Below are 20,392 nucleotides of genomic sequence, written 5' to 3'. Positions count from 1 at the left end.
AAAAGCCTGCGTGCCGCCGGCACGCCGCCGCGACGCAGGTACGTGCCAAAGCGTGTCACAGGCGGAACGACTTTATATGATTCCACTCTACGTCGTGGTATGTCACAACGAATCAACCGGCGTGACGTCATTCGCGGAGTCGGCGCAGCGAGCGTCGTCGGCCTCGCTGGCTGTACCGGTGGCGGTGGGGGAGACGGTGACGAGACGACTACGACATCCGGCGGCGGCGGTGGTGGTGGCGACGACACGACGACCACGACGTCCGGCGGCGGCGGTGGGAGTACCGCCCGAACGCTCAAGCAGGGCATCCTGCTGCCGACGACCGGTGGCCTCGCGGACCTCGGCGTCCCCATCAAGAACGGCGCCGAACTGCCCCGCATCGTCCTCGAAGGCGAGACGGACTTCGAACTCGACTTCAACATCCAGGACACGCAGACCGACGCGAACGCGGCACAGTCCGCCGCGCAGTCGCTGCGCAACGGCGGCTATCCCGCGGTCACGGGTGCGGCGTCCTCGGAAGTCACCATGGCGGTGGCCGAGAACGTCTTCATCCCCTCGGGGATGGTCGGCTGTTCCCCGGCGAGCACGTCGCCCGCCATCACCGACCTGAACGACAACGGCCTCATCTACCGGACGCCGCCGACTGACGCCCTGCAGGGAGAAGTCCTCGCGCAGGTCGCGACCGAGCGCCTCGGCGCGTCCACGGCCGCGACGATGTACGTGAACAACTCCTACGGGCAGTTGCTCTCCGAGAGTTTCGCGTCCGCGTTCCAGGACCTCGACGGGCAGGTCTACCAGCAGGTGTCCTTCCAGAAGGCCCAGTCCTCGTACACCTCGCGGCTCTCGCAGGCGTTCAACGACAACCCCGACGTCATCGTCGTCGTCGGCTACCCCGAGTCCGGCAAGCAGCTGTTCCGGAACTTCTACTCGGACTTCGACACCGACGTGCCGGTGCTCGTGACCGACGGCCTGCGCTCCGCGAGTCTCCCGAGCGACGTGGGGAACCCGATGGAGAACGTCACCGGGACCGCGCCGCTGGCGGCCGGTCCGGGCCGCGAGTTCTTCGACGAGCAGTTCCAGGCCGAGTTCGGCAGCGAACCCGGCGTGTTCACCGCGCAGGCGTTCGACGCCACCGCGGTCTGCCTGCTCGCGAACGCCGCGGCCGGCGAGAACAACGGCCAGGCCATCGCCCAGCAGATGCAGGCGGTGGCGAACCCCGGCGGCGAGGAAGTGCTGCCGGACACGCTCGCCGAGGGCCTCCAGATGGCCGCCGAAGGCACGGAAATTCAGTACAAGGGCGCGTCCAGCGCGGTCGACTTCGACACGAACGGCGACCTGAAGGCCGCGACCTACGAGTACTTCGGCTTCGAGGCCGGCGGCGGCATCCGCACCATCGACGAGCTCGCGTTCTCCGCCTGAGGTCACGACTCACCGCTTTTCTTTCGACGCGCACCGGCGCCGTAGCGGATGCGCCGTCGGTTCTCTCGCCGTGCGAACGCCCGTCTCGTGTTTTACCCCGAGAGGTTCTCCGTTCGAACGGACAGCATGTTCACGACACGAAATCGGGGCGCGGCGGTCGCCGCCGCCCTCGTCGTCGTGTCTCTGACCGCGGGCTGTATCGGCGGGCTCAACGGGGGCGCCGTCGACGCGGACGCGGTCGGAGACCGAGTGGAGCAGCGATACGCCGCCCTGGACGGCTACAGCGCGACGGTCACCCGCACCGTCGAGGTCGGCGACAGAACGACAGTACAGCGCGCGCAGGTCGCGGTCGACCGCGGCGACGCGCGCCGCGTCACGTACCGCTCCGGGCCGCGGGCGGGCGAGACCGCCGTCGGGCCGGCCGACGCCGGACCGGTGTTCGACGCCGGCGTGACCGGCGGTCAGCCCGCGACGGCCGCGGGCTACGGCGCGCTCGCGGAAGCGCTCGTCCGGACGAGTGACGTCTCCGTCGAGCGCGTCACCACCTACGACGGCCACCGGACGGCCGTCGTGACGTTCACGCCGACGGCGAACGACAGCGCACGCGACGTGACGCGAACGGTGTGGGTCGACCTCGACCGGCGCGTTCCCCTCCGAGTCACCACGTCGTGGACGACCGCCGACGGTCGCGAGGTCGACGTGACCGTCGCCTACGACGACGTGACGCTGTTCGACAGCGAGCGGGCGGCGAGCGCGGAGGTGGCGGCGTGAGCCGAGCGAGCGCGCGCGGGACGGCTCGAACGGTGACGCTCGTGTTCGCGGTCGTCGGCGTGGTCGCGGGCGCGGCGCTCGCGCCCCAGGCGCTGAGTTACGCTCAGCAGTCCGACGGGAAGGTGGCGGTCGTGGAACTCCACGGCACCATCACCGGCGACTCCGCCAGCGCCGTCGTGCAGAACCTCCGCGAGGCGCGACAGAACGCCTCGATAGAGGCCGTCGTGCTCGACGTGAACAGTCCGGGCGGGACGGCGTCCGCGAGCGAGCAACTCTACCTCGCGGTGAAACGCACCGCGGGCGAGATGCCCGTCGTGACGAGCGTCACCGGCACCGCCGCGTCGGGGTCGTACTACGCGTCGGCGCCGACCGACCACATCTTCGTCACGCCCGCGTCCGTCGTCGGGAGCGTCGGCGTGCGCGCCACCCTCCCGTCGCAGGGCGTGCCGCCCGGCGAAGTCGTCACCGGCCCCGACAAGGGCAGCGGGTCGACGCCCGACGAGGTCCGCCAGCGCGTCGAGACGCTCCGGCGCGCGTTCGTCGGCTCGGTGATGGCCGAGCGCGGCGACGAACTCGAACTCAGCCGCGAGGAGGTCTCGCACGCGAAGGTGTACGCGGGCGCTCGCGGCGTGAACAACGGGCTCGCCGACGAAATCGGCGGCATCGACGCCGCCATCTCGACGGCAGCCGAGGACGCCGGCCTGAACGACTACGACGTGGTGCGGATGGAGTCGCCACAGGTCTCGTTGCTCTCCCAACTCGGGCTGGAGGCCGACGGTGACGTGCCGTCCCCGAGCACCGAGCAGGTGTTCGAGTACCGGGGCGTCGACACGGTGCAGTACCTGATGCTCCACGGCGCCATCGAGACCGACAGCGCCGAACGGACCGACGCGACTGACGCCGACCGAGCGACCGCGAGCCAGTCCGCCGTCGCGGCTCCGGAGGTGGTGGCGTGAACGCGAGCGACCTCGCGCGCGGCGTCGGCGCGCTCGTCGTCGCCGCGGCCGTCGTGCTCGCCGGCGCGTACGGCGCGGGCCTCGCGCTCTCCTCGCCGACGAACGCCGCGCCGGCGCCCGACGCGCCGGCCTACGACACGAGCGAACTCGTCGCCGACCCCGTCGACGACAGCGGGAGCGTCACCGCGCCGAGCGCGGACGAATCGAAGACCGTCGTCGTGGACACGAGCCACGGCAACGCAATCGGCGAGAACAGCCTCCAGCCGCTCGTCGACGCGCTCGTCGCGGCGGGCCACGACGTCCGGTTCTTCTCCGGGTCGTCCGGTAGCACCGGCTTCGGCTCGCAGTCCGGCCCGACGTTCAACAGCACGCTCGACGACGCCGACGCGCTCGTCGTCGCGAGCCCCGCCAGCGCGTACTCCGCGGGCGACGTGACTCGCGTTCGCGAGTTCGCCGACGCGGGCGGCCGCGTGCTGCTCGCGGCGGACCCGCCGAGCACCGCGAGCACGTCCACCACCGTCTCCGTCCCCGGCCTCACGACGGGGTCGTCGGCGTCAGCGAGCGGGCAGCCCGCGAACCTCGCCGCCGAGTTCGGCGTCGCCTTCGGCTCGGGCTACCTCTACGACATGAGCGAGAACGCGAACAACTTCCAGCGCGTCTACGCCTCGGGCGACGGCCGCCTCGCTGACGGCGTCGACCGCGCCGTCTTCCAGGCGGCGACGCCGCTGACGACGGGCGACGCCGCGACGCCCGTGCTCACCGCCGAGGTGTCGAACTCCGCCACGCGGGACGCAGGCACGTACGTCGTCGCGGCGCGCAACGGCGGCGTCCTCGCGGTCGGCGACACCGACTTCCTGACGCCGGACGCCGCGAGCGCTGCGGACACCGACGCGTTCGCGAGCAACGTCGCGGCGTTCCTCGTCACCGGTGAGAAGACGAGCGCCGGTGGTGCGGGCGGTTCCACCGGCAACAGTTCGACGGTCGGCGGCAGCGCTGGGTCGTCCAGCGTCACCGTCGAAGCGTAATCGCGACCCGCCGGGGGTCGCCACCGAAAAGACAGTTCTTTCGCGCGCTATCCGCCGAGGAACTCCTGTCTGACCTCGTCGTCGGCCAGCAGCGCGTCGCCGGCGTCCATGTAACTGTTCTGGCCCTGCACGAGGACGTAGCCGCGGTCACAGCGCCGGAGCGCCTCCTTGGCGTTCTGTTCGACCATCAGAATCGACGTGCCGTCGTCGTTGATGCGGTCGATGCGGTCGAACATCTCGTCGACGAGGTCGGGCGCGAGGCCCGCCGAGGGCTCGTCGAGCATCAGGAGGTCGGGTTCGAGCATCAGCGCGCGCCCCATCGCGAGCATCTGCTGTTGGCCGCCCGACAGCGACCCCGCTTTCTGGGTCTTGCGCTCCTCCAGAATCGGGAACCGGTCGTAGACCGCCTGCAGGCGGTCCTCGGGCACGTCGTCGAGGATGTACGCGCCCATCTCGAGGTTCTCCTTCACGGAGAGCCCGGCGAACACGTTCTCGTTTTGGGGGACGTAGCCGATGCCCTCGTGGATGATCTGCTCGGGGTTGCGCTCCTGAATCTCCTCGCCGCCGAACGTCACCGTGCCGCCCATGTACGTCGTCAGCCCGAACACGGACTTCATGACGGTCGACTTCCCGGCGCCGTTCGGCCCGACGATGGTGACGTACTCGCCGTCGCGCACGTCGAGGTCGACGTCCGTCAGGACCTGCAGGTCGCCGTAGCCCGCATCGAGGTCGCGCACCGCGAGGATGCCCGACTCGCCGTCCGGGAGGCTGGCCTCCCGGGACGCCTGCTGGCTCATACCTCACCTCCGAGGTAGGCCTCGATGACCTCCTCGTTTTCCTTGATGGCTTCCGGCGGCCCCTCGTCGAGGACGCGGCCCTGGTGCATGACGATGACGTGTTCGCAGTTCTCCATGATGAGGTCCATGTCGTGTTCCACGAGCAGGAACGTCAGCCCCTCCTGCTCGCGGAGGTCGTGGATGCGGTCGAGTAGTTTCTCCTCCAGTGTCGGGTTCACGCCCGCGAACGGCTCGTCGAGCAGCATCATGTCGGGTTCGGTCATCAGCGCGCGAGCGAGTTCGAGGAGTTTGCGCTGGCCGCCCGAGAGGTTGCCCGCGTACTCGTCGGCGAGGTGGTCGATTTCGAAGAACTCCAGGGTCTCCCACGCCTCCTCGCGGAGGTCGGTCTCCTGTTCGACCACGTCGCTCCGGAGGCCGGGGACGACCGACCGCGTGATGGACTCGCCGCGCTGGCCGCCCGGCGCGAGCATCATGTTCTCGAGGACGGTCATCTCGTCGAGTTCGCGCGCTATCTGGAACGTCCGCACCAGCCCGCGGTTCGCGATGGCGTGCGGGCGAGCGCCCGTGATGTCCTCGCCCCGGAACTGGACGGTGCCGTCGGTCGGCTCGTGGACGCCCGTGATGCAGTTGAACGTCGTCGACTTCCCGGCGCCGTTCGGGCCGATGAGGCCGGTCAGCGACCCCTCCTCGACCTCGAACGTCGCGCCGTCGACGGCGGTGATGCCGCCGAACTCCTTCCGGAGGCCGGAGACGCGCAGCGGGACGCCGCGTGGCACCTCCTTGGCCTGCTCCTCGACAGGGGAGTCGTCGGCCTCCGGTTCGATGTCTTCGGGGTCGGGCGCGTCGACGTCGTCGGGCAGGTCAGCGTCGGCGGGCCCGTCGCCGGCGTCACTCATCGGTCTCACCTCCGTCGGCCGCGGCAGCGCCGCGCGCGCCGCCGGGGCGCGTGCTCTCGTCGAGTTTGACCGCGGCGGCCGTCTCCTTGCGCGCGCCGAGTAAGCCCTCGGGCCGGCGTTGGACGAGTATCACCAACAACACGCCCATGAAGATGAACCGGAGTGTGTCGATGTTCGCCAGCAGGAAGCCCGCGAGCGGGTCGAAGTTCCCGCTCGCGACCGGCGCCAGCGCCTCGATGAGATTCGCGGGGTCCGCCGACACCTGGAAGTTCTGGCGGATGATGGCGACGATGCGCGGCGGCGCCTCGAACAGGAGGCTGGCGAACAGCGCGCCGCCCAGGATGGAGCCGGTGTTCGACCCGGAGCCGCCGATGATGAGCGCGATGAAGATGTAGAACGTCAACTCGGGCCGGAAGTTCGTCGGGTTCACCGACGCGCGCGGCCCCATCGCGTACCAGACGATGCCCGCCAGCCCCATCAGGCCGCAGCCGAGGGCGAACGCCCGCACCTTGAAGTTCTGGGTGTCCTTCCCGAGCGAGCGCGCCGCCACCTCGTCCTCGCGGATGGCCTTCAGCACGCGCCCGAACGGCGACTTCCCGGTGCGCTCCAACAGGAGGTACACCGCCAGCAGCAACACCAGCACGCCGACGGTGTAGACGATGTTCAGCATCGTGAGCCGCTGGATGCCGTAGTCGCTCCCGAGCGAGAACAGGAAACTCCCGACGCCCGTCGGCTCCGAGAAGATGTTCCCCGGCTGGCTCAACAACAGCGTCCGCACGGGGTTCGTCGGGAGGTTGTCGAAGCCGCTCGCGCCGCCCGTGTACTTCGAGAACGCGGGGGCGTTGTACGTGATGCGGATGATTTCGGAGATGGCGACCGTGACGATGGCGAGGTAGTCGGCTTTCAGCCGGAGCGCCGGCAGCGACGCCACGAGGCCGACTATCGTCGCTGCGAGGACGCCGCCGACGACGCCGACGATGAGCGGGAGACCGTGGCCCGCCGGGTCACCGGTTGGCGACCCCGAGAGCATCGCGACGGTGTACGCGCCGACGGCCATGAAGCCCGCGATGCCGATGTTGAACAGGCCCGCGTACCCCCACTGGATGTTCAACGCGAGCACGGCGAGCGCGTACACCGCCGAGAGGAAGGTGACGCGCCGAATCAGGGAGACGATGAACCCCGTCTGGTAGTTCAGTTGGTCGCCGAAGAACCAGAACAGCGCCCAGATGCTCGCGAACATCGCGAACACCTTCACGGCGTCGTACGCGAACACGCGTTCGAGCGCGTGCCGGACCGATGCGACTGGGTCGCCGGTGTCGGAGTTGTCGTCGTTCGTCATGCGGTTTTCACCCCGCCGAAGATGCCGGACGGACGGAACAGGAGGATGAGAATCATCAGCGCGAACGCGGTCGGGCGCGCGAACGCCGCGAGGTCGCCCTGTAGCCAGACGAGGGAGACGCGGCTCGCGAGGCCGATGACGAGGCCGCCGGCGATGGCGCCGTAGATGGAGCCGATGCCGCCCATGATGACCGCGGCGAAGATGAGCAGGAGGAGCCGCCACCCGCTCGTGAACCCGAGGCCGCTCTGGGAGAGCACGTAGAGGAAGCCGGCGGCCCCCGTGAGGCCGGCGCCGAGCATCCACGTGGTGCGGATGACGCGCTCGGTGGGGATGCCGGTGACGCGCGCGAGGTCGCGGTTGTCGGCCATCGCGCGCATCGCCTTCCCGAGTTTCGTCTGCTGGAGGAGGAGGTGCATCCCGAGCATCAACGCGACGGCGACGACCACGAGGGTTATCTCGTGGAGGTCGATGATGATGGCGGCCTTCGGCGTCGCGAGGATGAAGTCGGGGAGCACGTCCGCGAGCACCTGCGCGAGGTCGAAGGACGGGAGTTTCTCGGTCGAGGTGACGATGCGACGGCTGTTCCCGAACACGAGCGCGATGAGGTACCGGAGGCCGAACGCGACGCCGACCGACGCGATGAGCAGGGAGATGCCGTCGGCGCCCCGCATCGGTTTGTAGACGACGCGGTCGAGTGCGAGCGCGACGAGCAGCGTGAACCCGACGGCGACGACGAGGCCGAGCACGATGGCAATCGGCGAGAGCCACATGTTCGCGCCGGCGTCGCCGGGCGGCGTGCGCAAGAGCACGAGGTTCACGAGGTTCGCGGACTCGAGGCTGTTCCGACCGAGGCCGGTGACGACGTGGAGCGCGCTCTCCAGAATCTTGGTGGCGCCGCCGACGCCCGCGACGATGTAGGCGACCGCCCACCCGGAGAACGCGCCCGCGGTGAGGTAGTCGCCGTGCGCGAAGTTCGCGAAGTTGAGGATGCTGTACGTGAGCGAGAGGCCGATGCTCGCGAGGCCGATGACGAGCCCGATGAGGAGGCCGTTCCAGACGTAGCCGAGGACGGCCAGGAACGGTAACTCACCGCCGAACGGACCGAGCGAGACGAATCCGAGGCGGAGCGGGCCGAGTGAGACGCCCGCGAGCTTCGCGAGTAGGTCGAGGAAGAGGAGGACGGCGAACGCGGTGACGAGCGCGCCCCCGACGCTGCCACGCGCGAACCGTACGCCCCGTTCGACTGCGTTGTTTGTGTCCATGTGTAACTGTCTCGTGGGACCGTGGGACACGGAGGAATAAATAAACCTCGCCCCGACTCGCAGATTTTGCTACGAAACGAAGGGGAACGACGACGGTGGTGTCTGCGATTCGACCCGAAAACAATCAGAACGCCGACAGTCCGGCGCTGTACGCCCACGTCGAGGACGCAATCGCCGCGAACGCGAGTGCGCCGCCGGCGAGCGCGACGTTCTTCAGGAAACTCGTCATCTCGTCTTGCTGTTGGTCCTCGGGCACCGCCCAGAAGTCGTGCATCGTCACGGCGGACGCGAGCAGGAACGCGGCGAGCGCGACCGCGCCCACCGCGGGGAACGCGCCCGTGACGACGGCGAGGCCGCCGAGCACGAGGACCGCGCCCGACGCGAGCACCGAGAGTTTCGGCGCCGGTAGGCCCTTGTGTTGGGCGTAGCCGGTCATCTGCTCTGTCTGCATGAAGTGGTTGACGCCCATGAACGCGAGCACGCCCCCGAACAGCACGCGCGCCGCGAGCAACGCGACGTCTTCGAGACCCGTCGCCATCAGGCGCTCACCTCGCTGGCGGCGAACTGGGTTGTACGCGACGCGTCCGAACTAACTGTGGCTTCGATAGTCGATTTCACAACGTTACTTGGTTCGGTACGGAACCTACTTGTACGTTCGGCGACGGCGGAGTTACCCGGTTACACGCGCGTCCCCGGCCGTCTCGCGCCGCCGCACACCGCTCACACCTCGCCGTCGAGAAGGGCGTCCAGCATCCCGCCGACCGCCTCGAACTCGTCGTCCGCGACGGCGTGTCCGACGCCGTCGGCGACGCGTTCGGTCACGTCCCCGCCGAGTTCTCGGAAGACGGCGGCCGTCTCGGCGATGCGCTCGGCGTCCACGCGCTCATCGTCACCGCCAACGCCGAGGAATACGGGCGTTCCGTCCAGCGCCCCGGCAAAGTCCCGCGTCTCCCCGACCGGCCCGAGCAGGCCACCGCGGAGCGCCGCGACGCCGCCGAATCGCTGGGGATTTCGCGCGACGTACTCGCTGGCGACACAGGCGCCCTGCGAGAACCCGAACAGGAGCACGCGTTCGGGCGGCACGCCCCACTCTCGAATCTCGGCGAGCGTCCTGTCGACCGCCGCGAGCGCCGACGAGACGTGCGGTTCGTTGCGCTCGACTGGCTCGCCGGCGCCGTGCGGGAACCACCGGCTCCGGGACGCCTGCGGCGCGACCACGGCGACCCCGTGTCGGTACAGCGGTTCGACGAGATTCACCACGCCCTGCGCGGTCGCGCCGCGTCCGTGGAGCGCGAGCACGACGGCGTCCGCGGCCGCCGCCGGTGCGCCCGCCGACACCACCGGCTGGTCGGCGTGCGGGTCCGGGCCCTCGCCGTCAGTCATCGTCGGGCGCCGGGCGTTCGAGGCCTTCCAACTGGCTCTCTATCAGGTCGCGGTCCGCCTCGAAGCGGTCGGGGAGCGCGAGCGACTCCCCGAGGTCGGCCACGTCCTCGCCGCGCGTCAATCCCGGTTTCTCGGTCGCCAACTCGAAGAGGATGCCGCCGGCGTCCCGGACGTACAGCGAATGGAAGAAGTACCGGTCGCGCACCCGGGACACGTCGTAGTCGCGCTCCCGGAGGAGGCTGTGCCACTCGTACAGTTCCTCGACGCTCGCGACGCGCACGGCGACGTGCTGAATCGAGCCCGTGCCCTCGCGCCCGAACCCTGTCGAGGCGTCGAGCACATCGACGACCGTCGCTCGGTCACCGCCCGCGCGGTACCGAATCCGCGCCTCGTCGTCGGATTGCTCCTCGCCCACTAACTCGAAGCCGAGCGTGTCCAGCAGCGCGCCGGTCGCGTAGGGGTTCGTCGGGAGCACCGAGACGCCGTGAATCCCGCGAATCGCGTGGCGCTCGGGCACGCCGTCGCCAGTCCACGGTTCGACCGGCGAGTCCGTCGCGACGAGTTCGACGCGCGTGCCGTCGGGGTCCTCGAAGCGCAGGACCGCATCGCCGAAGCGCTCGGCCTCCTCGGTGTCGACACCCCGCGATTCGAGGCGGTCGGCCCAGTAGGCGAGTGACTCCGGCGGCACGGCGAACGCCATCGCCGAAATCTGTGGTCTGCCAACTCTGCCCGGCGGTTCGTTCGGGTACGGGAACGACGTGAACACGGTCCCCGGCTCTCCGGTCCCGTTCCCGTAAAACAGGTGGTACCGGAGCATGTCCTCCTGATTCACGGTGCGCTTGACGAGGCGCAGGCCGAGCACGCCCGCGTAGAAGTCGAGGTTGCGCTGGGCGTCCGCCGCGAGGCCGGTGACGTGGTGGATGCCGGGCGTGTCGGTGAGCATCGCGTCGGTTCAGACTCCGGCGCCCGTCGCGGCGTTCGGCAGGTCTGCGGGCTCTGCCTCGATGCCGAGTTCCTCCAGTGCGGCCTCCATGTGCTCGTCTTTCGCGTAGTCCGCGCCGTCCTCCTCGCGGATGCGCTGGGCGGTCGCCAACACCTCGCCGCGCCGGTCGTCCGGGATGTCGTACTTGTCCGCCGCCAACTCGATGATGAGGCCGTTGTTGTCCTGCGTGTACAGCGAGAAGAAGATGCCCCGGTCGAAGACGTTGTAGTGGTGGCCCGCCGCTTCGAGAGAGTCCATCACCGTCTCGAACTCCTCCGGGTCGATGGAGAAGGCGAGGTGGTGGACGCCGCCGACCGCGGTACGGAGGCGGCCGCGATTCGAGTCGCGGTCGTCGCTCACGAACACGGTGAGGATGCGGCCGTCCCCGGTGTCGAAAAAGAGGTGGGTCTGTGAGGGGTCGTCGAGGTTCGGCTGTCGCATCACCAGCGGCATTCCGAGCAGGTCGCGGTAGAACTCGATGGTGTCCTCGGCGTTGCTCCCCCACACCGTGATGTGGTCGGTGCCGGTCGTGCGGAACGGGCTGTCGGGCGCGTCGGCGCTCGTGGGAATCGAATCGTCTGCCATACTCTCGGCTACGCCGGCCGCGGGGATAAGCGCTCTCGGGCGTCCGCGCCACCCGGTGACGCGCACGTCATCGGGGGAGATTTACCGGGGACGGTCCTACCTCGTGGCGTGCAAATCGTCGGGTACGACACGGCGCCGGGCGACGGTCCCGCCGCGCTCAAGGTCGCGGACGCGGGCGAGGTCGAGCGCGTGTCGCTCGTCGCCGGCGAACGCCTCGCGTACACGCTCGAATCGCGGCACTGCGCCGGCGACCCGTGGGGCGACGGCCACGAGTCCTGCCCGAACCCGAGCGCGCCGTACTGCGACGACCACACGTCGACGTGGCCCTGTGCGCGCTGTGTCGGGAACTGCACGATGCCCCGCGACTCGTGTCACGAGGAACACGCCGTCTACCTCGCGGCGTTCGCCCCCGACGTGTTCAAGGTCGGCGTCACGCGGAGTTGGCGCCTCGACGAACGACTCCGCGAACAGGGCGCCGACCGCGCGGCGCACGTCCGAACCGTCGAGGACGGCCGGCGCGCGCGACGCATCGAGGCCGGCATTGCGGAGGACATTCCGGACCGCGTGCGCGTCCCGACGAAGGTTCGCGGACTCGGCGAATCGGTCGACGGCGCGGCGTGGAACGACTTGCTCGCGGACTTCGACCCCATCGAGACGTTCGCCTTCGACTACGGCGCCGACCTCGACGCGCGCCCCGTCGCCGAGACGATGGCGACCGGCACCGTCGTCGGGACGAAGGGTCGCGTCCTCCTCCTCGAACGCGGCGGCACGACGTACGCCGTCGACATGCGCGACCTCGTCGGTTACGACGCGACCGAGGGAGCGAGCGAGCGCGACGTGCAGTCGAGTCTCGGGGCGTTCTGAGCGGTCACGTGGTGCCTGCTGATTGGATTACTGGCATCGGGTGGACTGAAAGGGGCCGCTCGCTGGCGTTCGCGTGGTCGTCTCGGTGGCCGCTATCGCGAACGGAGTGAGCGATATGCCAGCGAGCGACCGCCAGCGAGCGGGGGCTTTCGAGGACGCCGAAACGGTATCACGAGCAGGAGTGGACCGAACCGGGAAGCAGGCTTTTTTCAGTGCGGACGGCGAACTCGGGGGTATGGCAGACGACGAACCCCAGAACGACGCCGACGCGGAGAACGGCGAGGAGGAAGAGAAGTCGTTCCGAGAGCGCGTCAAAGAGATTCGCGAGGAGCGCGCGCAGGAACGCGAAGAGGGCGAGGGCGCCGACCCCCGCGAGCGCATGGAGGAGATGGGCGGCGGCCCCGGCGGCATGGGCGGCGGTGGCGGCGGCGGAAACCCGTTCGCGCAGATGATGGGCGGCATGATGGGCGGCGGTGGCGGCCCGCCGGGCATGGGCGGCGGTCCCGGCCGCGAGGAGTCCGGCGGTGGGTCCAGCGAGAAGGTCGAGCGCGAACTCGAACAGCTCCGGAAGGAACTGGAGCGCACGAACAACAAACTCGACCGCATCGCGAACGCGCTCGAAGACTAGAGAAGCGACCGGTAGCGTTCGACCAGGTTGTCGATTGCGCGCCCGACGCTGATGTCGTCGCGGCGCGCGATGCAGTTCTCGCCGAGACGTCCCTTCTCGTCCAGCGTCCGCCGTATCGCGCGCCGGAAGCCCGGAAGGTTCCCGGGTTCGTAGTGGTAGCCGGTCTCGCCGTCGAGAATCGTCTCAGAGAGCGCGCCGGCGTTCACGCCCGCGACCGGCGTGCCGCAGGCGTTGGCTTCCAGGGCGACCAACCCCTCGGTCTCGACGGGGCTCGGGAACGCGAACGCGTCCAGGGCCGAGTAGAACGCCGGCAGGTCGTCGCGGTCGAGGAACCCGAGGAAGCGCGCGTCCACGTCGCGGCGCTCGGCCTCGGCTTCGAGGTCGTCGCGAGCGGGACCGTCGCCGCCGAACGCCACCGTCACGTCCAACTCCTCGGCCGCCGCGAGCACGTCCGAGAGGCGCTTCTCGTAGCCGTGGCGTCCCGTGTAGCCGACGAGCGGGCGGTCCGTCGGGAGGTCGTGGCGCTCCCGGAACGCCGCGCCGTCGACGGGCCGGAAGCGCTCGGTGTCGACGCCGTTCGGGAGCGGTTCGACGGGCGTCTCCACGCCGAGGTCGCGGACGTCCTCTTTGGTCCGCTCGCTCGGCGTCAACACGAGGTCCGCGCGGTCGAGGAACCACCGCTCCCAGCGCTCGCTCGCGCGCCGCACCGCGCCCGTCACCGCGTCCGGGCCGACGTAGGTCGCGTACTCCGCGGTCGGCGTGTGGTACGTCGCGACCAGCGGCACGTCGTTTTGCTCCGCGAGCCGCCAGCCCGCGAGGCCGAGCGCGAACGGCGTGTGCGCGTGAACGACGTCGGCGTCCCGGACTTCGTCGGGCGCGCTCGGAATCGCCATCCGGTAGCCGTCGTAGAACGGGAACGGCAGACTCGACACCGGGTGTTCGGTCTCGTCGGGTTCGTGGTCCGAGCGCGGGTAGACGACCGGCATCGACCCGCCCCGGGCCTGGTACTCCTCGTGCCACGTCGAGACGGTGTACGTGACGCCGTTGACGGTCGGCAGGTAGGAGTCCGTGAACGCCGCGACGGTCGGCAAGTCCTCGGTCACGCTACGCCTCCACGAGTTCGCGGTACGTCTCCTCCAGTCGCTCGCCGACGCGCTCGAGGCTGTGCTCTTCGGCCGTCTCGCGGGCGTTCTCGCCGAGACGCTCGCGCAACTCGGGGTCGTCCGCGAGGCGTTCGAGTGCGGCCTCGAACTCCTCGAACGTCTCGCACATCAGGCAGTCCTCGCCGTCCTCGAAGAACTCCCGGAACACGTCGATGTCCCGGAGGACGACGGGCTTCCCGCAGGCCATCGCTTCGAGCACGGCGATGCCCTGGTTCTCGACTTTCGCGGGGAACAGGTAGACGTCGCCCGCGCCGAACGCCGCGCGCTTGTCCTCCATGAACCCCGTGAACGTCACGTTCTCCGGCGGATTGTTCACCCACTTCCGCGTCGCTTTCCCGGCCTGTGGCCCCTCGTCGTAGGGGCCGAACCACGCGAAGTCGTAGTCGGTGGCCTTCGCGAGTTCGCAGAACGTCGTCAGCCCCTTCCGCTCGAACACCTCGCCGACGGCGTACACCACCATCCCGTCGAGGTCGAAGCGCTCCCGGGTGTCCTCGCGGAACTCCTCGTAGCCCGCCATGCTCTCCGTGTCCACGCCGTTCGACATCGGGCGAATCGGCGCGTCCACGGGGTAGGATTCGAGGACGCCCTTCGTGTACTCGCTCGGGCAGAGCACGAGGTCGGCCTGCGAGTAGAACCACCGGAGGTACGGTTCGAGCGCCGGCGCAATCTGGGTCGACCCCCGGAACGACTCGGCGAAGTCCTCCTTCGTGAAGTGCGCGTGCAACACGAGCGGGATGTCGTTGCGCTTCGCGTGCTGTGCGACGGCGATACTCCCGGGCCCCACGAGGTTGCAGTGGGCCACGTCGTACGACTCGAAGTACCCCTCGCCGGCGAACAGCGTGCCCAGCGACTGCACTGGGTTGCCGGCACGCCACGGCGACTCCACCACCTCGATGTCCGTCGTCGCGAGGGCCTTGCGCTGCTGTCGGGTCGCGGTGACCATCCCCCCGCGGACGTGTTCCTCGAGTTCGAGGTAGTTCAACGCGCGCATTGTCGGGGCAAGCCGGCGATTGCCGATAACCCTACCGGAACTGTCTTGTGCGAGACCGCCCGAGCGCCGGTATGTCCATCGCGGCGGAGCGAATCGACCGCCTGCACGCGCTCGCCCGGGAGGCAGCGCGCGCCGGCGACGACGACCGCGCCCGCGAGTACGTCCGCCGAGCCCGCCGGCTCGCGGAACGCCACCGCCTCCAGTTGCCCCGCGAGTTCCGGCGGTTCACCTGCGACGCCTGCGACACCTACCTCGTGCCCGGTCGGAACGCCCGCGTCCGCACCCGGGACGGCCACGTCGTCGTCACCTGTGACTGCGGCCACCACGAGCGGTACCCCTACGAGTAGCCGTCGCGGCGCTCGCCGCGGGCAACAAGTTTCAAAGCGTCCGCGCCTGTAGGACGGGTAGGAATGTCTGAGGACTTAGCGAAGCAGGCTCACGAGGCCGACGTGACCGTCTGGGTGGGGAAGGCCGGCGTCGAGTCGGTCGTCGACGAACTCGCCGACCAACTGGACGACCGGGACGTGGTGAAGGTGAAGTTCCTTCGGTCGGCGCGCGGCAGCGACGAGACCGAAGACCTCGCCGCCGACCTCGCCGACCGCGTCGGCGCGAACGTCGTGGACGTGCGAGGTAACACGGCGGTGTTCAACTGATGCCGGTCGAGCCGCTGCCGTTCGTGCAGGACGTCGCGCCCGAGTACGCCGTCGCCATCACGCAACTCATCTACTTCGTGGCGTCGTTCCTCGCGGTGTACCTCATCGGTCGCGTCGTGGTGCGGCCGCTGTTCGACCGCGTGCTCAAGCGCCGCAACCTCGACACGCACGCCCGCAAACCCCTCCAGAAGGTGGTGAACATCGCCATCGTCTTCGTCGCCATCGCGGTGGCGTTCGGGTTCGCGGAGTACGGGAATTTCCTGACGAGTCTCGCGACCATCGCGGCGGCCGCGACGCTCGCTATCGGCTTCGCGATGCAGGACGTCATCGCGAACTTCGTCTCCGGCGTGTTCATCTACACGGACGAGCCGTTCCGCATCGGCGACTGGATCGAGTGGGACGACAACGCGGGCATCGTGGAGGACATCAGCCTCCGCGTCACGCGCGTCCGCACGTTCGACAACGAACTGCTGACGGTGCCGAACTCGGTGCTGACCGGCGGCGTCATCAAGAACCCCGTGGCGAAAGACCGCCTCCGACTGCAGTTCCTGTTCGGCATCGGCTACGACGACGACATCGACAAGGCGACCGACATCATCGTCGAGGAGGCCGAGAAGATAGACGGCATCCTCGACGACCCCGGCGTCTCGGTGCGCCTCACCGAACTCGGGAACTCCTACGTCGGCCTCAAGTCGCGGTTCTGGATTTCGGACCCGTCGCGCTCGGACTACGTGAAGATTCGCGCCGACTACGTGCAGGCCGTCAAGGAGCGCTTCGACGAGGAGGGCATCGACATCCCGTACCCGACGCGCACCCTCGAGGGCGAAATCGAGGTCGCGGGCTCGCCGGGCGCTGAGCACCTCGACGAGTAACCTACTCTTCGACTTCGGTTTTCACGACCGTCGCGGGCCGTTCGGTTAGCCGCAGCACGCGGTCGGTGACGCTCCCGAGCAGCGACCGGTACTCCGCGGGCCGGCGCTTTGTCCCGAGGACGACGAGGTCGGCGTCCACGTCGTCCGCGTACGCGACGATGGTCTCCGGCGGTTCGCCGTACCGCATCGCGGTCGCGACGTCGACGCCCGCGCGTTCGGCGCGGTCGCGGAGCGCGTCGAGTGTCTCCTCGCCCAGTTCTTCGAGGCCGTGTTCGGGGCCCTCGGCGCCGTCGACGTACTCGTCGCCGCTGTACGCGGTGTAGACGGACTCGTCGACGACGAACAGCGCGTGCAGGGTGGCGCCGTGTTCCGCCGCGAGTTCGATGGCGTGGGTTTCGGCGTCCTCGGAGGCGGTGCCGCCGTTCGTGGCGAGCAGGATGCTGTCGTACATACCTCGACTTACTACGCGACTGCCAATAAACGCGGGCGTCGTTCTCGCGGTGCGGGACTACGAGTCGCTCACAGCGCGCGCAGCGCGCTGGCCGACGAGCGACTAACACGGCTCTTAGAGCCGCGGCTGGAGGGAGGAGTGCGTTTTGCCGAACGGGCGGCGCTACGCGCCGCTCGTGCAGCGCAAAAGTGCGTATGAATGGTGGACAGCCGGGGTGGCCCGGCGTTCCCGGTCGGGTAGTCCCGGTCGCCTCCTCCACCCCGCGACCCTTCGAGCGACGGACGTTCGGTGGTCCGCTGCTCACTTCCGTGCCTGACGGGTTGGCACCGACGAACCGCGACGGCGACGCCCTTGCAGGCGCGCGCCGCGGACCGCCGTCCCCGAAGGACGAGGCTTCCATGTCGGCTTCCGGGGCCCGAGCGGGGCTGCCGCACTGGCCCGGTGTTCGGCCCCCGCTGATGACTATCTCGCGGGCAGGGGGCGGAGCCAAACCGCCCGGCCTAGTCCACTTTCACGTAGCCGGGTGGTTCTTAAGGGCCTTTCGGGTCGCGGCGTTCGTTGCTTGCTAACGTGGAGCGCGTTAACACTTTCATCGGCGCCAGGAAACCGCTGCACATGGCCGACTTGGCCGACCACTACGCGGCGATTCGCGAGGAGTTCGATTACGACCGCACCGACGTCGCTGTCGGCGACCTCTCCGCTGGGCTGGTGGACCGGGCGTTCGCCGCGACGACCGACGCCGACGCGGTCGCCAGCGCGGGCGACGACACGCTGTTCGTGGCGAGCGCGGGACTCACGGGGACGCCACACGTCGGCACCGTCGCGCAGATGTTCGCCGTCGAGCGCCTCCACGACGCGGGCTTCGACACCCAGTTCCTGCTCGCGGACTACGAGAAGTACGCCGGCAGCGGCCGCGACCTCGACGTGGTCCGGGGGCTCGCCGACGACTATCGCGAGTTTCTGGACGGCGTCGGGTACGAGGGCGGCGTGCGAACGCAGTACGACGACCGGGACGTGATGCACACGGCGTTCCGCCTCGCGCCGTACTTCGAGTTCGAGGACGGCGTCGACTTCGACCGGGACCCGAACGACTGGGAGGCGAAACTGCGCGACGCCTACGACACCCACCAGGTCGAACACGACGACGCGTCGGGAAGCACCGAGTTCGGCGGGCGGATGGCCGCGTTGCTCTGCCTCGCGGACTTCCTCCACCCGACGCTCGCCGACGGCTACGACCAGACCGTCTTCGTACTCGGCATCGACGAACACCCGCTCTACCTGTTCAACGAGCACTACGCCGCGAAGACGCCGTTCGACCCCGCGTTCGACTGCCTGTTCACGCGCATGGTGCCCGGACTCGACGGCTACCCGAAGATGTCCAAGACGATTCCGGGGTCCGGCATCACGATGGATATGGCGCCAGACCGAGTCCGGCGTCTCGTCCACGAGGCCGACGACGGCGCGCCGCCCGCGGCGTCTGCCGTCTACCGGATGATGACGCTCGTCTCCGACTACGACGCCGACCGCCTCACAGACCTCGAAGCGGCGTGTCGGGAGGGCGGCGAGGCGTGGGACGCCGCTCGCGCCGAGTACGCCGACTACCTCGCCGGCCTCGCGAGCGAGTGGCCGGCGTAGGGAAACTGTCAACCTCTCGCGGCCGCTACGACCCTCCATGGGATTCGGTTCGACCGCGAAGAAACTCCAGAAAGTCACCGACTACGCCGAGAAGCTCTACGAGCGATTCGAGAAACTCCGCGAGGAGGTCGAGGAGGTCGAGCAGACCGTCGAGGACACGAACGCGACGGTCGCCGACCTCGAACGCGAACTCGCCGAACAGCGCGCGATTCTCGACGAACTCGCCGAGGAACGCGGCGTCGACGTCGAGGAAGCCGTCGCCAGCGTCGACGTCGGCGAGGAGTCGGATGGCAACGACTAAAGAACGCAGGCAAGAATTACCGCGCAGATGACCACCCACCGGAGGCCGCTGGACTCGGTACTCGACACGGTCGGGGAGACGCCGCTCGTGCGCGTGCAGGCCGCGCCCGACGACGTGCCGGTGTACGCGAAACTGGAGTCGTTCAACCCCGGCGCGAGCGTGAAAGACCGCATCGGGAAGTACATGCTCGAAGCGATGCTCGAATCGGGAGAACTCCCCGAGGGCGGCACCGTCATCGAGCCGACCGCCGGCAACACCGGCATCGGGTTCGCGGTCGCCGCCGGCCAGCTCGGCGTCGACGCCGTCTTCGTCGTGCCCGAGCGCTTCAGCGTCGAGAAACAGCAACTCATGCGCGCGCTCGGCGCCGACGTAATCAACACGCCCACGGAGGATGGGATGGGCGGCGCCATCGACCGCGCGCACGGACTCGCCGAGGAACTCGACGACGCCGTCGTCCCCCAGCAGTTCTCGAACCCCCTGAACGCCGAGGCGCACTACGAGACCACCGGCCCCGAAATCGGCGACGCGCTCGACGACGAGGTCGGCGCACTCGTCGCCGGGTGTGGCACCGCCGGCACCCTGATGGGAACCGGGCGCTACCTCCGCGAGCAGGTGCCCGACCTCCACGTCACCGCCGTCGAACCCACGGGGTCGCTGTACGCCACGACGAAGGGGCGGGACGTCGCGGAGGCCGAGTACAAGACCGAGGGCATCGGCACCCACGACCCCGCCACGAACGAACTGTTCGACCCCGAGTTCGTCGACGACGTGACCCAGATTCCCGACGAGGACACGCACGCCGAGATGCAACGGCTCGCCCGCGAGGAAGGCCAGTTGGTCGCGTCCAGTTCCGCCGCGAACAGCCTCGCCGCGCTCGACGTCGCCGAGCGCGCCGCCGCCGGCGACATCGACCTGCCCCACGACTGCGTCGTCACCGTCTTCCCGGACTCCAGCGAGCGCTACCTCTCGAAGGGCGTCTACGGCGACTACGAGGAGTGGGAGGGCTAGGCCTTCAGTCGCTGGTGCTCGACTTTCATGCACTTGTCCTGAACGACGCGTAGCCCCGCGTCCTCGGCATTCTTCGCGGCGTCGTCGTCCCGGATACCCAACTGCGTCCACACGACTTTCACGTCGTCGCGCTCGATTGCGGCGTCCACGATGCCCGCCACCTCGTCGCTCGGTCGGAACACGTCCACGATGTCGATTTCCTCCTCGACGTCCGCGAGCGAGTCGTAGGCCGCCCGGCCGAAGATTTCCTCGGCGAACGGGTTCACGGGAATCACGTCGTAGCCGTGGTCGCGGAGGTACTTCGGAATCTCGTGGGCCTCCTTCCCCGGCGTGTTCGAACAGCCGACGACCGCAATCGTCTCGTAGTCCAGAATCTCGGCGAGTTCCTCGTCGGATTCGACTGGCATAGCC

General features: G+C 69.1%; 24 protein-coding genes and 1 other RNA gene. 12 read left to right on the top strand and 13 right to left on the bottom strand.

The window, feature by feature from the left end; all coding sequences use genetic code 11:
• Positions 1-99 precede the first annotated feature (99 nt).
• From LT972_RS09830 to LT972_RS09815, 4 genes are all read left to right on the top strand, one after another.
• Complete coding sequence (locus tag LT972_RS09830; RefSeq protein WP_232569945.1) at positions 100-1,419, top strand: ABC transporter substrate-binding protein; 1,320 nt, start codon at positions 100-102, stop codon at positions 1,417-1,419.
• Positions 1,420-1,545: 126 nt separating this feature from the next.
• Entirely contained in the window at positions 1,546-2,190 is a 645-nt protein-coding gene (locus tag LT972_RS09825) for a hypothetical protein (protein WP_232569943.1), read from the top strand.
• Positions 2,187-3,146: a S49 family peptidase gene (locus tag LT972_RS09820; RefSeq protein ID WP_232569941.1), complete on the top strand. Its 960-nt coding sequence runs from the start codon at positions 2,187-2,189 to the stop codon at positions 3,144-3,146. The genes LT972_RS09825 and LT972_RS09820 overlap by 4 nt, the downstream gene beginning before the upstream one ends.
• Positions 3,143-4,171: a GldG family protein gene (locus LT972_RS09815; RefSeq protein ID WP_232569939.1), complete on the top strand. Its 1,029-nt coding sequence runs from the start codon at positions 3,143-3,145 to the stop codon at positions 4,169-4,171. Before LT972_RS09820 ends, LT972_RS09815 begins: the two co-directional genes overlap by 4 nt.
• A 47-nt stretch (positions 4,172-4,218) precedes the next feature.
• On the opposite strand, the gene LT972_RS09810 is transcribed toward LT972_RS09815, so the two are convergent.
• The 8 genes from LT972_RS09810 to LT972_RS09775 all read right to left on the bottom strand — a co-directional run bounded on the left by LT972_RS09810 (position 4,219) and on the right by LT972_RS09775 (position 11,415).
• Positions 4,219-4,968: an ABC transporter ATP-binding protein gene (locus LT972_RS09810; protein WP_232569938.1), complete on the bottom strand. Its 750-nt coding sequence runs from the start codon at positions 4,966-4,968 to the stop codon at positions 4,219-4,221.
• Positions 4,965-5,864: an ABC transporter ATP-binding protein gene (locus tag LT972_RS09805; RefSeq protein WP_232569936.1), complete on the bottom strand. Its 900-nt coding sequence runs from the start codon at positions 5,862-5,864 to the stop codon at positions 4,965-4,967. Before LT972_RS09805 ends, LT972_RS09810 begins: the two co-directional genes overlap by 4 nt.
• Positions 5,857-7,203, bottom strand: a complete 1,347-nt coding sequence (locus LT972_RS09800; RefSeq protein ID WP_232569934.1) for a branched-chain amino acid ABC transporter permease — start codon at positions 7,201-7,203, stop codon at positions 5,857-5,859. The genes LT972_RS09805 and LT972_RS09800 overlap by 8 nt, the downstream gene beginning before the upstream one ends.
• Positions 7,200-8,465, bottom strand: coding sequence for a branched-chain amino acid ABC transporter permease (locus tag LT972_RS09795; RefSeq protein WP_232569933.1), 1,266 nt, complete (start codon positions 8,463-8,465; stop codon positions 7,200-7,202). Before LT972_RS09795 ends, LT972_RS09800 begins: the two co-directional genes overlap by 4 nt.
• Before the next feature lie 124 nt (positions 8,466-8,589).
• Complete coding sequence (locus LT972_RS09790) at positions 8,590-9,003, bottom strand: DoxX family protein (RefSeq protein ID WP_232569931.1); 414 nt, start codon at positions 9,001-9,003, stop codon at positions 8,590-8,592.
• A 182-nt stretch (positions 9,004-9,185) separates the two neighbouring features.
• The gene (locus LT972_RS09785) at positions 9,186-9,848 is read right to left on the bottom strand and encodes an alpha/beta hydrolase (RefSeq protein ID WP_232569929.1); all 663 of its coding nucleotides are present in this window, start codon (positions 9,846-9,848) and stop codon (positions 9,186-9,188) included.
• A complete protein-coding gene (locus LT972_RS09780; protein ID WP_232569927.1) occupies positions 9,841-10,791 on the bottom strand; it encodes a VOC family protein in 951 nt (316 codons plus the stop codon). Before LT972_RS09780 ends, LT972_RS09785 begins: the two co-directional genes overlap by 8 nt.
• 9 nt (positions 10,792-10,800) lie before the next feature.
• Complete coding sequence (locus LT972_RS09775; protein ID WP_232569925.1) at positions 10,801-11,415, bottom strand: VOC family protein; 615 nt, start codon at positions 11,413-11,415, stop codon at positions 10,801-10,803.
• 108 nt (positions 11,416-11,523) lie between these two features.
• Here LT972_RS09775 and LT972_RS09770 point away from each other — a divergent pair, with 108 nt between their 5' ends.
• Both LT972_RS09770 and LT972_RS09765 read left to right on the top strand, forming a co-directional pair.
• Complete coding sequence (locus LT972_RS09770; protein WP_232569923.1) at positions 11,524-12,279, top strand: DUF2797 domain-containing protein; 756 nt, start codon at positions 11,524-11,526, stop codon at positions 12,277-12,279.
• 235 nt (positions 12,280-12,514) lie between these two features.
• Positions 12,515-12,907: a hypothetical protein gene (locus tag LT972_RS09765; RefSeq protein ID WP_232569922.1), complete on the top strand. Its 393-nt coding sequence runs from the start codon at positions 12,515-12,517 to the stop codon at positions 12,905-12,907.
• On the opposite strand, the gene LT972_RS09760 is transcribed toward LT972_RS09765, so the two are convergent.
• Positions 12,904-14,010 carry a glycosyltransferase gene (locus LT972_RS09760; RefSeq protein ID WP_232569920.1) on the bottom strand — a complete coding sequence of 369 codons (1,107 nt, stop codon included), beginning with the start codon at positions 14,008-14,010 and terminating at the stop codon, positions 12,904-12,906. The two genes, LT972_RS09765 and LT972_RS09760, sit on opposite strands and share 4 nt — an antisense overlap.
• Before the next feature lies 1 nt (position 14,011).
• Positions 14,012-15,061, bottom strand: a complete 1,050-nt coding sequence (locus LT972_RS09755) for a glycosyltransferase family 4 protein (protein ID WP_232569918.1) — start codon at positions 15,059-15,061, stop codon at positions 14,012-14,014.
• Positions 15,062-15,132: 71 nt separating this feature from the next.
• On the opposite strand from LT972_RS09755, the gene LT972_RS09750 reads away from it, so the two are divergent.
• The 3 genes from LT972_RS09750 to LT972_RS09740 all read left to right on the top strand — a co-directional run bounded on the left by LT972_RS09750 (position 15,133) and on the right by LT972_RS09740 (position 16,586).
• Positions 15,133-15,408, top strand: coding sequence for a ribonuclease P protein component 4 (locus LT972_RS09750; RefSeq protein WP_232569916.1), 276 nt, complete (start codon positions 15,133-15,135; stop codon positions 15,406-15,408).
• 63 nt (positions 15,409-15,471) lie between these two features.
• A complete protein-coding gene (locus LT972_RS09745; protein ID WP_232569914.1) occupies positions 15,472-15,714 on the top strand; it encodes a YhbY family RNA-binding protein in 243 nt (80 codons plus the stop codon).
• Entirely contained in the window at positions 15,714-16,586 is an 873-nt protein-coding gene (locus LT972_RS09740; RefSeq protein ID WP_232569913.1) for a mechanosensitive ion channel family protein, read from the top strand. Before LT972_RS09745 ends, LT972_RS09740 begins: the two co-directional genes overlap by 1 nt.
• Position 16,587: 1 nt before the next feature.
• Here the strand turns inward: LT972_RS09740 and LT972_RS09735 are convergent, their stop codons facing one another.
• Together LT972_RS09735 and ffs are read right to left on the bottom strand one after the other, a co-directional pair.
• Positions 16,588-17,037, bottom strand: a complete 450-nt coding sequence (locus tag LT972_RS09735; RefSeq protein WP_232569911.1) for a universal stress protein — start codon at positions 17,035-17,037, stop codon at positions 16,588-16,590.
• A 199-nt stretch (positions 17,038-17,236) separates the two neighbouring features.
• Positions 17,237-17,548: signal recognition particle sRNA (ffs, locus tag LT972_RS09730), an RNA gene on the bottom strand.
• Positions 17,549-17,652: 104 nt separating this feature from the next.
• On the opposite strand from ffs, the gene LT972_RS09725 reads away from it, so the two are divergent.
• Genes LT972_RS09725 through LT972_RS09715 form a run of 3 tightly spaced genes read left to right on the top strand, consistent with a single transcriptional unit; the run spans position 17,653 to position 19,981 of the window.
• Positions 17,653-18,672: a nucleotidyl transferase family protein gene (locus LT972_RS09725; RefSeq protein ID WP_232569909.1), complete on the top strand. Its 1,020-nt coding sequence runs from the start codon at positions 17,653-17,655 to the stop codon at positions 18,670-18,672.
• A 37-nt stretch (positions 18,673-18,709) separates the two neighbouring features.
• Positions 18,710-18,973 carry a DUF5798 family protein gene (locus LT972_RS09720; RefSeq protein WP_232569907.1) on the top strand — a complete coding sequence of 88 codons (264 nt, stop codon included), beginning with the start codon at positions 18,710-18,712 and terminating at the stop codon, positions 18,971-18,973.
• 27 nt (positions 18,974-19,000) lie between these two features.
• Positions 19,001-19,981 (top strand): PLP-dependent cysteine synthase family protein, encoded by a 981-nt coding sequence (locus LT972_RS09715; protein WP_232569906.1) that lies wholly within the window; start codon positions 19,001-19,003, stop codon positions 19,979-19,981.
• Here the strand turns inward: LT972_RS09715 and LT972_RS09710 are convergent.
• Positions 19,978-20,388, bottom strand: coding sequence for a CoA-binding protein (locus tag LT972_RS09710; protein ID WP_232569905.1), 411 nt, complete (start codon positions 20,386-20,388; stop codon positions 19,978-19,980). The two genes, LT972_RS09715 and LT972_RS09710, sit on opposite strands and share 4 nt — an antisense overlap.
• Positions 20,389-20,392 lie beyond the last annotated feature (4 nt).

Source organism: Halobacterium litoreum (genome assembly GCF_021233415.1).
Lineage (GTDB): Archaea > Halobacteriota > Halobacteria > Halobacteriales > Halobacteriaceae > Halobacterium > Halobacterium litoreum.
Note: the sequence above shows the minus strand (reverse complement) of the source record. Positions and strands in the feature narration are given on the sequence as shown.